The 15,200-nt window shown below is 37.3% G+C and carries 10 protein-coding genes; 6 read left to right on the top strand and 4 right to left on the bottom strand.

Annotated features, from left to right (window positions below; translation table 11 throughout):
* The first annotated feature begins 238 nt into the window (after window positions 1-238).
* Together CHU_RS01155 and CHU_RS01150 are read left to right on the top strand one after the other, a co-directional pair.
* Window positions 239-2,206, top strand: coding sequence for a sensor histidine kinase (locus CHU_RS01155; RefSeq protein ID WP_011583630.1), 1,968 nt, complete (start codon window positions 239-241; stop codon window positions 2,204-2,206).
* A gap of 190 nt (window positions 2,207-2,396) precedes the next feature.
* The gene (locus CHU_RS01150; protein WP_177254131.1) at window positions 2,397-3,161 is read left to right on the top strand and encodes a DUF4239 domain-containing protein; all 765 of its coding nucleotides are present in this window, start codon (window positions 2,397-2,399) and stop codon (window positions 3,159-3,161) included.
* 445 nt (window positions 3,162-3,606) lie between these two features.
* On the opposite strand, the gene CHU_RS01145 is transcribed toward CHU_RS01150, so the two are convergent.
* Window positions 3,607-6,453, bottom strand: a complete 2,847-nt coding sequence (locus tag CHU_RS01145; protein ID WP_011583628.1) for a T9SS type A sorting domain-containing protein — start codon at window positions 6,451-6,453, stop codon at window positions 3,607-3,609.
* A 234-nt stretch (window positions 6,454-6,687) separates the two neighbouring features.
* Here CHU_RS01145 and CHU_RS01140 point away from each other — a divergent pair, with 234 nt between their 5' ends.
* Window positions 6,688-7,266 carry an NUDIX domain-containing protein gene (locus CHU_RS01140; RefSeq protein WP_011583627.1) on the top strand — a complete coding sequence of 193 codons (579 nt, stop codon included), beginning with the start codon at window positions 6,688-6,690 and terminating at the stop codon, window positions 7,264-7,266.
* A gap of 9 nt (window positions 7,267-7,275) precedes the next feature.
* On the opposite strand, the gene CHU_RS01135 is transcribed toward CHU_RS01140, so the two are convergent.
* Both CHU_RS01135 and CHU_RS01130 read right to left on the bottom strand, forming a co-directional pair.
* Window positions 7,276-8,865: an ABC-F family ATP-binding cassette domain-containing protein gene (locus CHU_RS01135; protein WP_011583626.1), complete on the bottom strand. Its 1,590-nt coding sequence runs from the start codon at window positions 8,863-8,865 to the stop codon at window positions 7,276-7,278.
* Window positions 8,866-9,117: 252 nt separating this feature from the next.
* The gene (locus tag CHU_RS01130; RefSeq protein ID WP_011583625.1) at window positions 9,118-11,127 is read right to left on the bottom strand and encodes an OmpA family protein; all 2,010 of its coding nucleotides are present in this window, start codon (window positions 11,125-11,127) and stop codon (window positions 9,118-9,120) included.
* A gap of 255 nt (window positions 11,128-11,382) precedes the next feature.
* Between CHU_RS01130 and CHU_RS01125 the strand changes: the two genes are divergently transcribed.
* Together CHU_RS01125 and CHU_RS01120 are read left to right on the top strand one after the other, a co-directional pair.
* Complete coding sequence (locus CHU_RS01125; protein ID WP_011583624.1) at window positions 11,383-11,604, top strand: hypothetical protein; 222 nt, start codon at window positions 11,383-11,385, stop codon at window positions 11,602-11,604.
* A gap of 238 nt (window positions 11,605-11,842) precedes the next feature.
* The gene (locus CHU_RS01120) at window positions 11,843-12,565 is read left to right on the top strand and encodes a hypothetical protein (RefSeq protein WP_041932110.1); all 723 of its coding nucleotides are present in this window, start codon (window positions 11,843-11,845) and stop codon (window positions 12,563-12,565) included.
* 52 nt (window positions 12,566-12,617) lie between these two features.
* On the opposite strand, the gene CHU_RS01115 is transcribed toward CHU_RS01120, so the two are convergent.
* Window positions 12,618-14,132 (bottom strand): sensor histidine kinase, encoded by a 1,515-nt coding sequence (locus CHU_RS01115; protein WP_041932109.1) that lies wholly within the window; start codon window positions 14,130-14,132, stop codon window positions 12,618-12,620.
* A gap of 300 nt (window positions 14,133-14,432) precedes the next feature.
* Between CHU_RS01115 and CHU_RS01110 the strand changes: the two genes are divergently transcribed.
* A complete protein-coding gene (locus CHU_RS01110) occupies window positions 14,433-15,185 on the top strand; it encodes a hypothetical protein (RefSeq protein ID WP_011583621.1) in 753 nt (250 codons plus the stop codon).
* Window positions 15,186-15,200 lie beyond the last annotated feature (15 nt).

Genomic DNA, 15,200 nt, shown 5'->3' with positions numbered 1-15,200 from the left:
AATTTTCAGAAGTTACTTTTAAAAACGTTCCCGTATATAACACGAGCCGGCTCTTCATTATATATATGCATCTTGCGTTTCTCTGTTGAAACAAAAACTGTTTTAATACGTAAAAAACAAACTGTCCGATACACTGCGCTCCCCATGCTGCGGTGAAATAATTCTGAGCTTCAGCTTTTACCGATTCAATATTCTGTTTTAGCCAAATATTGATTATATTACTAGCATTGACCGTGTTATGAAAAAAATACATACCAGCTGCCGTAACCAATTCTTCTATTATATTAAGAAAAACTTAATACCAAAAATCTTTTTATCTGCTTTATTTATTTTTGTTTCAAGCATCTATACATACGCGCAGAATTCATTGGAGCTTAAAGATGCGCCCTTATCTTACCCATTAAGAAGCGGCTTGATCCACGTGTTTGAAGATACAGACAACAGCTGTACTTCTGTTGAAAGTGTTCAAACAAAAACATTCCGACCGGCAAATTCTTATTTCTTTTCAACACCAAACCCTTCTTCTACTTATTGGGGAAAATTCATTCTTACAGATAATTCATCCATTAACAATCACTGGTTTTTTATTTCTTATAATTACAGTATTGATTCCCTCGACATTTTTGCATTCAAAAAATCAACGCTGCAGTTCCATAAAAAATACCGCTTTGGTTCTCCAAACGAAACCACAAAAGAAATTCGTCATAAAAATTTCACCGTTGATTTTCCTGTCTCAAAAAATGATACGTTAACCGTATATATTAAATTAAAAAATAAAAACGCGACACAATATGACTTTGCCCTTGTAGAACATAAAGATCTTTTTTCAAAAAGCGTTTTTGAATTTTATCTTTTCGGTCTCTTTTATGGCGGACTGATCATGATGGCTTTTTACCACATCAGCGTTTATTTTAGTTTAAAAGACAAAGCCTATATTTTTTATTCTATCTATATTATATTTCAGGGGCTTTATATGAGTTACCGGGATTCTACAGCATTGGTAAACTTATTTACCGATTCGCCCTGGCTTATTGATTATACATTAAATATTTTATTCTTTCTGCTATCATTTTCTTCTTTACTATATGGACGCTTCTTCCTTGAACTGAATAGCTTCAAGTGGTATAACATACTTACAGTTGCATTTGTCGTTATCCGTTTCCCGTTTGTATGTATATATCACAATTATCCGCTTGCGCTTATGTGGTTTGATCTGGCGGCGCCGGTAATTGTTTTTTTATTTTCTATCATTTCACGTTTTGAAAAAAACAAAACTGCATCCTTATTCAGCATTGGTTTTTTTGCCATATGTATCGGATATCTGATTAATGTATTGTGGCATGCCAATATCATCGATTGTACAACGGATGTATTCTATTCGCTTTACTATACCATTATCATCCAATCGTTGCTGCTTGCCATTGCGAATGCCTACCGCCTCAATAAACTAAAGGCTGATGCACTGAATAAAAAAATGCTGGAAGAGAAAGTTATTGAAAACAGCCGCATGATTAAATATCAGGAAGAATTAATCAAGGAAAAAACAAATGACCTGGATATGCTTTTATACAGAGCTTCTCACGATATCAAAGGTCCCCTGAAATCAATTAACGGCTTATGCGATCTGGGCCAGCGCGACAATGAGAATAAAAATATTTATTTCGAACATATTGATCTTGTTTCAAAAAGACTGCAGAATATTTTGAATGCCCTTTTGCAGATTGCAGAACACAATCGTTCTGAAGTTAAAAAAGAACCTGTTTATATTCGTACGTTAATACAGGAATGCGTACAGGAAAACCTGGTTGCTTATCCGGATATCAAAAAAATCACCTTTAAGATAGATGTTCCGGAAGATGCGGTGATCAACTCCGAACGGTTCACCTTACTTTCTATCATACAAAACATTATTGAGAATGCGATTAAGTACATGGACAAGTCGAAAGCAGAAAATCATGTATCTATAAGTTTTAATCAATCTGCCACTGAACATACGTTAATTTTTGAAGACAACGGAATTGGAATTAACGAAGTGTATCTGAAAAACATTTTTCAAATGTTTTACCGTGCAAACAATGTAAATCCTGCCGGTGTGGGGCTTGGGCTTTATATAGTAAAACAGCATATTGACCGCTTAAAGGGGCACATAGATATTGCTTCTAAAGAACATGAATTTACGCGGTTTACGATCCGCTTACCCAGATAATCAGTATCTCTCCGCATGTCCGATACAGATCTTTAAACTCTTATAGCCGCTCCTGCCGGTTTAAAAGACCTCAGGCTATTTTTCAAATAGCTGAAAAAAAATAGCGTCGGCTCGTACTATTTATTTTTTCTAGTATATTCGTCTGCGAACTATATTATATAAAATGATGATACTTTACTGGTTTTATAATATGCCTGGTTTTATTGCATTTATATTTATTACAGGTTTCTTTCCTCTTTTTGGCTTGCTTGGATTATACGTATCCAGAAAAACGTTTTATAAAAACCGTACGTACAGCCAGGACCGTAACGATCAGGTTGCTTTTTTCATGTCTATTCTTGGAGTTTTTTATGGTATTACGTTAGGCCTTGTGGCTGTAGGTACCTGGGAGAATTTCGAATCGGTACAGGATAAAGTTGCTAACGAAGCTGCAACACTGGGCGCACTGTACAGAGATGTAAGTGCATTACCCGAACCCTTCAGGTCAAACATTCAGCTTTCATTAAAAAACTATACACAGGACGTGATCACTAAAGACTGGCCATTACAGCAAAAGGGGGCAACGCCATCAGTTACGCTTAATCATTTATACACCATTCAGCAGATGCTGTATACATTTCAGCCAACAACTAAATCACAGGAAATTTTATTGACTGAAGCGGTCGGTAAATTCAATGAGTTGGTTATGCTTAGAAGGCTTCGGATGATGAGCATTGGAAATGGATTACCAAATGCAATATGGCTTGTTTCAATTATCGGGGCACTTATCTGTATTTCGTTTTGCTGGTTCCTGAGCATGGAAGATTATAAAATACATATGACGTTAACGGCTTTATGTGCTTTTTTTATTGGCACCATGATCTTTCTGATTGTTATGATGGATAATCCATATGTAGGAGAAATCGCTATCTCCCCAGAAAGCTTTGAACTGGTTCAGAAAGAATTGATGCGGTAACAACAGATTATTAATTTAACTCATATAATTAAAGGTGGTCAGGCTTTATGAACAACGTTCTCAATATAAAAGGAAAATTCAGGAGATAAATTTGCAATCTCTCACAATGATCCTTTTTATTTAGTCTGTTCCGCCACGTTTATTGTAACATCAACCGGCCATATTAAAAACGTTCATCAGAATGAAAATCTGGAATGGAGCTGTCCGGCTGTTTATATAGATTTTATCAAGGCCATTTATAAGAACAATCCGTTACTTCCTGCAACACGTAAAGGCAAACCCGTTAACATAGACAATGATGTTCATGTGCGAATGAAAAACTAATGCAGATTTCCATTTAAGAAAACGGGTACATAGGCCAACAGGGTTTGTATCTGTTATAATAAATAAAAAAGCTCCTGTATCATAAAATACAGGAGCTTTTTATATGAAACGATTTCTCTGATTAGAACTTAACTACTTTTGTCGTATATACTTCTTCTGAAAAAACAACCTGAATAATATACAAGCCTTTTTGCATACCTTCAAGCGAAACGTTTGCAATGTTATCTGCCTGAATCGTTGTCTGCTGTTCTGCATGAAGTTTTCCCGTTTCATCTAATATTTTAATAGAACAGTTCCCTGTTTTAGTTAATCGGATGGAAACATTATCCGTTGCCGGATTTGGATACGCTGTTACAGATACAGATTTTACAGATGAAACCACGCCTGTTGTACTGCTCACTCTACTTGCAAAAGCATTGCCATCTTCTACCGTTTGTGGATTACCATCTACAGTAACCGGTTTGTCTTCTGTTTCTGTAGAAACATATTCAGTAGAAATAAGATAATTTCCTGTGCGTACATGATCAAATCTATACATGCCATTTTTATCTGTTACCGTATATGTAATCACATCACCTGAAACGGTTGTTAAATATACAACCGCACCGGACAACGGCACATCATTTGGCCCGGCTAAACGCGCATTTGCAGCCGGAATATTTAAAAACACCGTTCCTGCAATTACATCATTACCTGTATTCCAGTTTGGCAAAGCACTTGTATATGCTGCCAATTGAATATCAAATACATTTACAGAACCGTTTTGTACAAGCGTCTGTTCTGCCGATGCCCACTCTGTTGGTGATGCGTTTCCATAATATGTAGCCAGATACGATGCAGCGTATACAGTTGGGTTTAATGGCACTGCATAAATTGTATATGTACCATTAGATACTGCATCAAATTCATAAACGCCATTGTCTGTTTGATAAATGGTATCTATACCTGCTATTTTTTTACCTTCAACCGCATCAAAAACATATAAATAAACAATACCACGATCTAATGTATTAGTACCTGCGTTTACCGTTCCGCTGATAGAAGACGGAACAGATGTAAATAGTGTTAACGCATCGGATACAATGCCGCAGGTACCTGTGGCCTTTAATGTAAGTTCTACACTACCCACAGTAATATCCAGTGCTGAAGGAATGTAAAATGCATTTAGAGATGTGGGATTTGGAGTAAACAAGCCGCTTCCGGATGTTTCCCAAATCTGGCCTGTTGCATTTGTAACACTTGCATTCAACTGTATCATCGCTGACGATACCTGATCTGGTCCGGCATATACTGTTGTAGCTGATCCAGCCTTTATCGTTGCAATCAGTTGATCCGATCCCGCAGTACATCCGCCATTGTTGTATGATGTTAATGTAAATGTAACGCTGCCTGCAGTTTTATCTGCGCCGGAAAATTCATAAGCATTTACTAACGATGATGCAGGATAAAGAAAACGTCCGCTGCCATTTGCTGTCCAGGTTCCCCCTGTTGCGTTCGAAATGGTACCTGCTAAACGAATAGTATCTGTTCCGCAAACAGATGCATCTGCACCGGCATTCACCTGAGCAGTTCCTGTTGCTGTAAAATTTACCTTAACGGTGCTGCTGATGGTTGAACAGGCGTTTGTTCCGGTATACGTTAGTGTAACCATGCCTGAGGTTCTATCTGTAGCTGAAGGTACATAAGTAGCCGTATCATCATGAGGATATAAAAATGTTCCGCTACCTGCTGTTGTCCATGTTTTAGTTGCAGCATACAGTGCCGAAGCAGAAAGTCTTACATTGCCGCTGCATGCAACAATGTCTTCGCCTGCGTAAACAAATGGCCGGGTAAGTTTATTCACCCGTATTGTATCTTCGTTTGTACAACCTGCAAGGGATGTAGCGCGCAATCTCAACAAGGCATACCCTCTGGATGTATCTGCATCAGACAGTATATAAACAGGTGTTAGTGTTGTTGCGCCATTGAATGTTCCGCCGGATGAATAGGCACTTTCCCACTGAATAATAGTACCGGATTCCGGAGTAACCGTTCCGCTAAGCAGTACTGTGGGTGTACAAATAGTTTTATCCGCACCTGCAGAAACAACCGGTGTAGCGCTCACCGTAACTGTACGTGAACTGGTGGATGAACCGCATGTTGTACTGTTTCCTGTGATGGTCAATACAACACTTCCTGCGGCAACATCTGCCGCTGATAATGTATAAATGGAATTTAGAGCTGCCGGATTCGTAAATGTACCCGTTCCGGATGTTGTCCATACATAGGAAGTGAAGCCGCCTACTGCTATTGCATTGTTTACTACAACAGTTGAACCATTCGGAACCGAACATACTACAGCATTAACGCCGGCACTCACAGAAGGAGCTGTTGCAAAGTTTACACGAACGGTATCTTCATTTGTACATCCTCCCGGACTGCTTATGGCGCGCAAACGAAACATAATAAAACCCGTTGCCAGATCTGCAGCTGATGCTGTGTAAGTTGTGTTGGGTGCTGTGGTTGTGGAGAAAACACCACCTGTATTAAACATATTGATCCACTCATAGGTAGCAACACCTGCTGTAGTGGAAGTGAGTGCTATCTGTGAGCCGCACACGGTAAATTCATCCTGGAGAACAACCGAGGGTCTGCTGTATATAAGTATAGCAGACTGGGCTGTAACAGATCCGCAGGTACCTCCGGATGCTGTAAGCGTTAATGTTACCGACCCGCTTGCAACATCTGCCGGGGAGAATGTATATCGTGGCGTCAGTATGGTACTGCTTGAAAACGTACCGGTCCCTGTGGTTGTCCAGCTATACGTGGTAAAATTACCGGCAACAGATGCCTGCAACAGCAGCGGGTCATTTGAATACATACAGTGGTTAAAGTTGCCGCCGGCATTAACGGTGCATTGTGCGTTGGCTAAGATTGGCATACATGCTAAAAATATAAGCACATAGGCATAACGTAAAAGTTTGAGCATAAAATTTAGAATCAGGTTAAAATTTACTTTTTTAAATCATACCGCTGCGCTATAAAAAAACAACATGGCGGCATGTAAAATTGAGCTGTGAAGATAAGTTACTTTAACCTAAATCACAATATCGTTAAAGCTAAAAATCAACAAATTAGGCCGTTTTAGCATTTCTCCTAAGAAAGAGTTTCTGTATTCAGCATATATTTTATTAACTTATTCTGATTTTAATAGAACACAGCAATGAGCAATTCTCCACACATTATAAAAAGCACCATTTTATCCGATAACCGATACCTGTTGAAAGAAGTTACTGTAACATATACCGAGCCGAATGGAGAAAAACATACAACCACGCGCGAAGTATATGAACGCGGAGATGCAGCTGCTGCAGTATTATATAATCAGACTACGGGAATGGTTGTACTAGTAAATCAATTCCGTTTGCCCACATTTTTAAATGGCAATCCTAATGGCATGTTAAAAGAAATATGTGCGGGTATGCTTGACGGCGAAACGCCTGAAACGTGTGCACGCAGAGAGATTACAGAAGAAACGGGATATGTAGTAAAAGATATATATCCTGCAGGTGACATATATGTTTCGCCCGCGGGATGCACAGAACGGATATATCTGTTTACAGCACCTTACACACCGGACATGAAAACAAGCTCAGGTGGCGGTTTGAAAGAAGAACAGGAATATATTGCCATTGAAGAAGTTGCTTACGAAGAAGCATTGCATCTTATTGCACAAGGCAAAATAAAAGATGCAAAAACGATTACACTGCTGTATCATTTACGCATACACGGATTGATGTAAGCTAAGCGTCTAGATCAATTCAATAGTACGTTCCACACGTATCTGTTCCATGAAATAGATATCGTGTGAAATAACCAGCAATGAACCTTCGTATGCATTGATTGCCTGCGTTAAAATCTCTATGTTCTGAATATCTAAATTATTCGTTGGTTCATCTAATACAATAATATCCGGTGCCTGATTAAGTATGGTTAAACAACAAAGTAACAACCGCATTTTTTCTCCGCCGCTCAATGCGCTGCATGTTTTATCCCAATAGTTTTTTGTAAACAAAAACCGGTTCAGGCGTGTTTTAATTTCATGCTCCTGTAAACCTGTGTCATTAAAAGCCTGTGCCTGTTCATACACATTCATGGAATTGTTAATAAGTGAATATTCCTGATCAATATAAATCGCTTTCCCGATTATCGTTTTTACTGTTCCTGCATACGGCTGCATTTCACCTAAAAGAATTTTAACCAACGTTGTTTTGCCGGATCCGTTGCGTCCTTTAATCACTACTCTTTCTCCGCTAAGTAGTTCTACATTCGCCGCATCCTTCCAAAGCAGCTGTGCTTCAAAGCATACATTTATTCCTTTGGCCGAAATCAGCACCTTCCCTTTATGCAACCAGGACTGATCAAAACAAAATTTCATTTTATCCGCATCGGGCAATTCATTCCGCAGCTGGCTTAATTCGGTTGAAACGGATTGTATCTTTTCAGCATGTATGTCTTTTGTACGTGCGGTACTTTTTTCTGCATTGTTTTTAAAAGTTTTCATGGATATGGTTGGCAACCCTGATTTCTCTTGTTTCTTTTTTCCACGCGCATCAAGTTTCTGCTGGCGCTCCATGGTTTCTCTTTCTACTTCTTTTGCTTTCCGCAGCGTACGTTCTTTATTTTTTATATCCAGATTCAATGCAGTGTTTTCAATTCTTTTTTGTTCTGTATAAAAACCATAATTACCACCGTATACAGTTATCCCATCTTTATGCAATTCACAAATGGTATTCAATAAATTCAATAACATGCGATCATGGCTAACAATGGCTAATGCGCTGCTCGTCGACTCAATAAATGCATATAATTTCTCACGGCTTTCTATATCCAGGTGATTGCTGGGTTCATCCATCAGAATAATATCCGGCTTATGTATCATAATCCCTGCAAGAAAAACTTTTGTTTTCTCCCCGCCGCTAAGCGTTTCCATTTTCTGCGTAAAATCAAACTTTTCAAGCCCCCAGTAGCGTAATGCTTCCAGGCAACGTTCTTCGATTACCCAATCGTCTGCCAGGATATTTAGCTGCTCTTCCGTTCCTTCACCGGCAAGTATACATTTTAACGCATCTAATTTATCGTTCACCTGTAATGCTTCTGCTATGGTGCATGCATTAAACTGTCCGGTAATTTGCGGAATGTAATACGGTGTAAAATCAGACACAATGCTGCCTTCACAAGGCTCAAGTTGTCCCGCCATTAGTTGAAGCAATGTTGATTTGCCAACCCCGTTATTGCCAATCAATGCAATATGTTCGTGTTTGTTAAGTGTAAGATATATGTTGGCAAACAACACATCTTTATTGGAATGTATATATGTAATGTTCTGAAGAACGAGCATAATTTCTTTCTTTAAAAGTGAATACAGACAGCGTATATTAACATACGACGCAATGAGTTTTCTAAAAGAAATTATGTATTACATATAGGTTTGTGCAGTGATTAGAATTGCAAAGATCTGTCGGTGAATAATCAGACAATACAAAGATAGATCTCTGATCCCGCATTTACAACTGCTGAAAACAAAAGCGGATTCAGATAATTACATCCGAACCCGCTTTTTGTGTGAAAATAAACTAAAAATTTTTATCTGTTATTTATTAGTGATTTTAAATTCTACTCTTCGGTTTAATTCCCTGCCTTTCGCAGTTTTGTTAGAAGTAACCGGATTCTCTTCGCCAAAAGCTTTTACAGTGATTCTGCTTTTATCAATGGCCGATTTTGTGATCAGATACGTAGCAACTGCCTGTGCACGTCTTCCAGATAGTTTGTCATTATATGATTTCGTACCGATTGAATCGGTGTAGCCTGAAATTTCAATTTTCATGGCATTGTTGTTTTTTAACAATGTTACTAATCTATCCAGTTCCGGGTAGGATTCTGATTTCAATTCATATTTATTAAAATCAAAGAAAACATTGTTAAGAACTACTACCTGACCGGTTTCAATCGGAGTAATATATAAGTCTTTTTCGTATTCTTTATATGCTTTCATATCCGTAAGGTCTATGTTTTCATTAATCGAAACATACCCTTCTTTCTCTGCCAGATAACCGTACTTAGCACCTGCAGGCAATACTATTTTATAAGTAGCCGAATCATAATTGGAACTTGCTATACCAACCTCTTTTGCTGTTGTTAAATTTTCAAATGTAACTCTAACGCCTTTTACCGGCTGTTTTGTTTTGCTATCATATACATGTCCATGAACCAGCAAAACAGGTTCCGGGCTTAACATCGGAGGCAATTCCAGTACATACATGTCTACATCTCTTGAATCTGCTGCTACCTGAGAAGTAAAGAATACCTGTTTGCCGGATGCGCTTAAGCTGAAAAAAGATTCATCATGCGCACTATTTACAACAGGTCCTAAGTTTTCAGGTGTTGTCCAGTTTTGCCAGGTATCATCCAGACGTTTACTCATGTATATATCTGAACCACCGTAACCGCCATGGCCCTGAGAAGTAAAGTAGAGTGTTTTATCATCCGATGCTAAAAAAGGTGCATCTTCAATTACATCTGTATTAATTTTGTTTCCCAGATTCAAAGGCTTTGTCCAGGTATTGTCAGCTTTTAAAAAACTCACATACAAATCATTTTTTCCGTAACTGTCTCCCTTGCGATTATTTGAGATCATTAAGATCTTTTGGCTGTTAGACATAAAATAACTCACCATCTCACTTTTATTACGATCTTCATCTTCAATGATCAACCGTTCAGGCTTGCTCCATCCGGTGGCTGTTTTGTGAGTGATTGAAACACCGTCAGACATGGTTCCATCCTCATAATATGAGTTGCCTAGCAAAACGGTATTCCCATCCGGCGAAATTGAATTAATAAAATTGGGTTCTTCGTTATTTAGCGGACAGCCCATGTTATGAGCTTTTCCCCAGCTTTTGGTAGAAGCATCCCAGCGTGAATACCAAATGTCTTCTATATCCTTTTTGCCTCCCATATCTGCGGGGTCACCGCTGCGGCTGAAATACAATGTCTGCCCGTCCGGTGAAACCAGCGGACCAATTTCCATGTAATTGGAATTTACACTGTCACTCATTTTTGTAGCAACCATGTTTGATTTAATAAGATCATTTTCATTTTGCTTAATCACAAAATGTTTGTCTGTTGTAGTCATACCAATGGCATCTATTCCGATAACATCTCCTTTACCTGCAAGTACAACTTTAACTGCAAGAACATTAAATGTTATTTCTTTCGTTGAAATATGATATAAACCATTTGGCGAAAGGTATCCGGTTGATGTCTCTGCTAAAAGGAATTCCTTTCCTGCTGCATCGTAGGCATAAACTGCGGTGATGTGTCCGGGATTAAAGGATTCCCTGATAATAACCTGTTTGGGGATCATTGGCTTTAAAAAGCCTACTTTAATATAACTTTCTTTTTCATTTTGTTTCGGCTCCCACGCACGTACACTTTCACCTAAGGTCGGCAATGCGTTGGGTACCCCTACTGCCTGTACTGCAGCGTAATCTCTTGAGCCACGTTGACTGGAATGCTCCAGCACATTAAATGCCCATTGAACTTGTTGAGAGAAGCCACCAAAAGAGATGGATAAAAGAATAAAGATAATTGTACTTCGTTTCATGAACATGCGATTTATTGTTTCGCTATGCAAAACTCTTCTTATTCAAACAAAAAAGCATTACATAAAAATGCGTAAGAGTTGCAAAATTTCATTTCAGACAAATAACTGAAAAAATAACTGGTGAAAATTTCCCCATTCAAATAGTTATATAAATTCACAAATGGGTTAAATATAACAAATGCATAAAATCATATAATCTTTCACCAGCTGCAATGCAATATCTTTGTATATCCTATAACCGTAAAATTTAAGGCTATGAAAAAATCTGTGTACAAAGTATTTGTTCAGGAAGACGACAAGAAACTTCAGAAACAAATTGTAGAAGAGCTAAAAGATAACAACTATTTAATTAGTTTCTTTTCAAAATCAGACTCAACGTTTGATCTGTTAAATTTAAATCCGGATATCCTGATTCAGGATTATAAAAAAAACAAAATAGTGCGTTGCTTTGAATGGTCTGCGCCTTATAACAATTAAGAGTAAATACATGTATATACATATATAAATATGCTGCGTGAACAAATTACATGCAGCATATTTTTTTGATGCGTTTCTTCTTCTGCTGCTTATTTTTCGCTTCATTTATTCCACTCTTGTATTTCCACTCTTGATTTGACTTCATAAAATTTGTAAAGTTGCCGAATAACACATAATTTGAGCCTTTAATCTTTTGATTCTTATATTTTTAACAACTTTCAGAAAACAACCTGCTAAAATGAAAAATTTAAAAACAATCATACCGGTATGGATGCTTGCTGCAACTCTGGTATTATATATTAGCTGCGGTGACAGAGCCGCACAAAATGAAGCAACAAAGGATTCTTTACCTACCGCTGCTGTAGAGGATACGGTAGTTATAGAAGAGGAAATCTGGATTATTTCAGAAGACAAAATAAATGAGCTTCACTTATCAACTGAGTCGCCAAAGGCGGGAGCAAAAACACTTGGCACAAAAGAACCGGCTGAAAAAGCAGCTTCAGCACTACCGAATAAAACAGTTTCCAAAAAACAAATAGATTCATTGTTAACTGGTATTGGTTACAATACCGTTGAATCTGTTGATATCACAGCACTCGCTATACCACTTGAAGAAACCCAGACGGTTGTTGCATATAATAAAAAGGGTGTTGCAAAAGAGTCATTCGTAGTAGTAAGTAATGCTAATGGAGATGTTGAGCACATTATTTTCAGTAACAAAAAATATAAAGACATATATGACGTGCAGGCTGGCATGAGTGGCAAAGAGGTGAAAAAACTGCGTAAACAACTTAAGCATATGGTTAAAAACGGGCAGATTTTTTTATATGATGACCAATCAAATATTATGTACCTGCTGGATGCTAAAGATCAAGGAAACGAAGTTACAGAAGAACAAATTGACACAATGGAAGTAACAGCCATTGTATGGAAAGATAAAAAACACCACAAAAAGAAATAATCATTTTAATCCTGTAATAAAAAAGATCCTTTCTTATGAAGGATCTTTTTTATTACTCAGGCAACAGTACTTTAAAGGTAGTTCCCTGCCCAACGATACTCTCTACTTCAATGCGCCCTTCCAGCGCATCAATTTGTTTTTTTATTAAATGAAGCCCAAGCCCTTTTCCTTCCACATGTGAATGGAATCGCTTGTAAAAGCCAAACAGTTTATCTCTGAATTTATCCAGATCTACGCCAATTCCATCGTCTGTAAATTCAATACAAACCATACCCGAAGCATCTTTATAACTTTTAACCGAAATAACGGGGGCTTTATTCTGCTTCCTGTATTTGATAGCGTTTGACAATAAATTATATAAAATATTGTGAATATAGCTTTTGATAGAATGTATTGCCGGCAACTGAGAGAAATCAGATTTAATTACTGCATGCGCTGTTTCAATTTCATTTTTTAATAAAAACCGTACAATATCAAATTCAACATCCAGATATACCTCAGCCATTACAGATCGTCTGTCTGTAACTGTTAATACATTGTTCAGGTCTTTAATAACCGTATCTAAATGGTTTGCTGATTTTGTGATATGCGAAATAATTGCTTCTGTTTCTGCCGGATTATTTTTCTCCTGATTAAAAATCGTAATCAAGCCCAGCAATGTTACAATAGGCGCCCGCAAGTTATGGGAAATGATATACGAATATTGATTCAATTGATCATTTTGCTGAATCAATTCTTTGTTTGCTTTTTCAAGCTGATCTTCATATTCTTTTCTTTCTGTATGGTTATTTCCAATCAATGAAACGCCTACCAATTCATCCTTCTGATAAACGGGCTGTAACATAATTTCCAGAAAAAATGGTTTATCCTGATATGTATACTCGCGTGTATAAGAAACAATTTCACCTTTAAGTACACGTTCGAAATTTGCGTTGAAACCTTCACGATACTGTTCCTTCAAATACGAATCAAAACGTTCGCCTACACATAGAAACTTACCAAACAGAAAAATACTTTTATCATATGCAGCTTTGTTGTACCATACAAATCTACTATCTCTGTCAAACAATGAAATGATTTGTGAAGACCCCTCAAACAATGCAGAAAGCTTTTGTTCACTATCAATACTCTGCATGGCAGCTAATTTTTGAAGCGTAGCTTCCCTGCAAACAAAATATGCACTTGTTATTTCTCCTTGTTCATTTTTAATGGCAGAAACGTGATTAATATAATGTCTGTGTAAACCTCTTATCTCTCCATCCGATTCGTAGACAACTACCTCTCCTGTTTCAAAAACTTTCCTCAGTGCTTCACGGATTTTATGATGTACGGATGGCGGTGTCAGTGCAAAAACATCCTGTCCTCTGAATGCATCCAGCTGTTCTACAGAATAAGCAGGTAAATGCGCTATAACAACTTTATAATCTCTATTTACCTGAACAATGATATCCGGAGAATATTCCAAAAGCAATTTATAAGAATTCGCCTGAGCAGGTTTTTTCAACTGCTCTATTTCTTCTTTTAATCTTGCTATTTCCTTATGTAGATCTTCCGTATTTAAATCCATATCGAATCCGCTGGTAAACAATCAAATATATAAAATTATTCGATTTTTAAAGGTGCTGCTGTAAGTTTCATTCAAATATTAAACAGCCTGAATATCATATTAAGCTATTAAACGTTATTATCTAGGTATACGGAATTACTGCCTGATACAAATACATAAAATGAAATTATTTGAACACTTCTTTTTTTTCCAATATTGATATTTTGTAAAAAATCACGTGTAGCATAAACACCTCACTTGCCAAAGAAATTATTTGTAGTATATTCAACATGTATTATTTATTAAACAGAATAGCTATTCATGACACCGCTAACAGTATTTGAAATTTGCGCAGCCATTTCAGTTGCAACGTTTTTGCTTCCCTATCTGATTTTTGGCGACGGAATTATACTATTGATCATTATTTTTCCGGCAATGGCTGCGGAAAAAATAACAGGCGAAAGAGGCCTTGATCTGGGCAGGAAATCTTATGTCTATTTATTCTTTTTGTATTTGTTTGTACTTACCGAAGTTTTAATCCTGGCAACCATTTTATTTGGTGCCTATTGTCTGTTCTGGGGCTATCCCAGCACATCAGAAACAGCTGCTACAGCAGTTGTTTCCACACCTCAGCCCAACGAAATTTCTTCACTTATTCTTATCAATAAACTATTGCTTTTAGTTATAAGTTATTTCACCTGTATGTTTATATATAATTCAATTAAATACAGAGAAGCTTACCGGCAACTAAAACGGACAGACTTTATGCTGTTTCAATTTGTGCCATTAGTGACAATACCCTTAGGCTACATTTATTTATTGGGCTGCCTGCATTATTTAACACATTTTCCGACGAATGAAAAAATAGGTCCCCTGCCAACTATTGCAGGATATTTGTATGTAGCATACCTGCTTTATAATCTTGCAAAGCTGTTATTTTTTTATGCTAAACGTTTACGTACCGGATTTGCTGACCATAAACTATCACAAAGCTTACGTACGCTTGTTACATTGGTTTATGACATCACTTTCCTGTACTTTTTTTATCAGCTGTATTCAGTGTTAAAAATGTAGCTGATAAATTATATT

This window comes from Cytophaga hutchinsonii ATCC 33406, from assembly GCF_000014145.1.
GTDB lineage: Bacteria > Bacteroidota > Bacteroidia > Cytophagales > Cytophagaceae > Cytophaga > Cytophaga hutchinsonii.
The sequence above is the reverse complement of the archived record's forward strand: the minus strand, read 5'-3'. Positions and strand labels throughout refer to the sequence as shown.

Excerpts from the sequence above, each read along its gene's own strand:
- CHU_RS01155 (WP_011583630.1), top strand. The coding sequence starts at position 239 with ATGAAAAAAATACATACCAGCTGCCGTAACCAATTCTTCTATTATATT.
- CHU_RS01150 (WP_177254131.1), top strand. The coding sequence starts at position 2,397 with ATGCCTGGTTTTATTGCATTTATATTTATTACAGGTTTCTTTCCTCTT.
- CHU_RS01145 (WP_011583628.1), bottom strand. The coding sequence starts at position 6,453 with ATGCTCAAACTTTTACGTTATGCCTATGTGCTTATATTTTTAGCATGT.
- CHU_RS01140 (WP_011583627.1), top strand. The coding sequence starts at position 6,688 with ATGAGCAATTCTCCACACATTATAAAAAGCACCATTTTATCCGATAAC.
- CHU_RS01135 (WP_011583626.1), bottom strand. The coding sequence starts at position 8,865 with ATGCTCGTTCTTCAGAACATTACATATATACATTCCAATAAAGATGTG.
- CHU_RS01130 (WP_011583625.1), bottom strand. The coding sequence starts at position 11,127 with ATGAAACGAAGTACAATTATCTTTATTCTTTTATCCATCTCTTTTGGT.
- CHU_RS01125 (WP_011583624.1), top strand. The coding sequence starts at position 11,383 with ATGAAAAAATCTGTGTACAAAGTATTTGTTCAGGAAGACGACAAGAAA.
- CHU_RS01120 (WP_041932110.1), top strand. The coding sequence starts at position 11,843 with ATGAAAAATTTAAAAACAATCATACCGGTATGGATGCTTGCTGCAACT.
- CHU_RS01115 (WP_041932109.1), bottom strand. The coding sequence starts at position 14,132 with ATGGATTTAAATACGGAAGATCTACATAAGGAAATAGCAAGATTAAAA.
- CHU_RS01110 (WP_011583621.1), top strand. The coding sequence starts at position 14,433 with ATGACACCGCTAACAGTATTTGAAATTTGCGCAGCCATTTCAGTTGCA.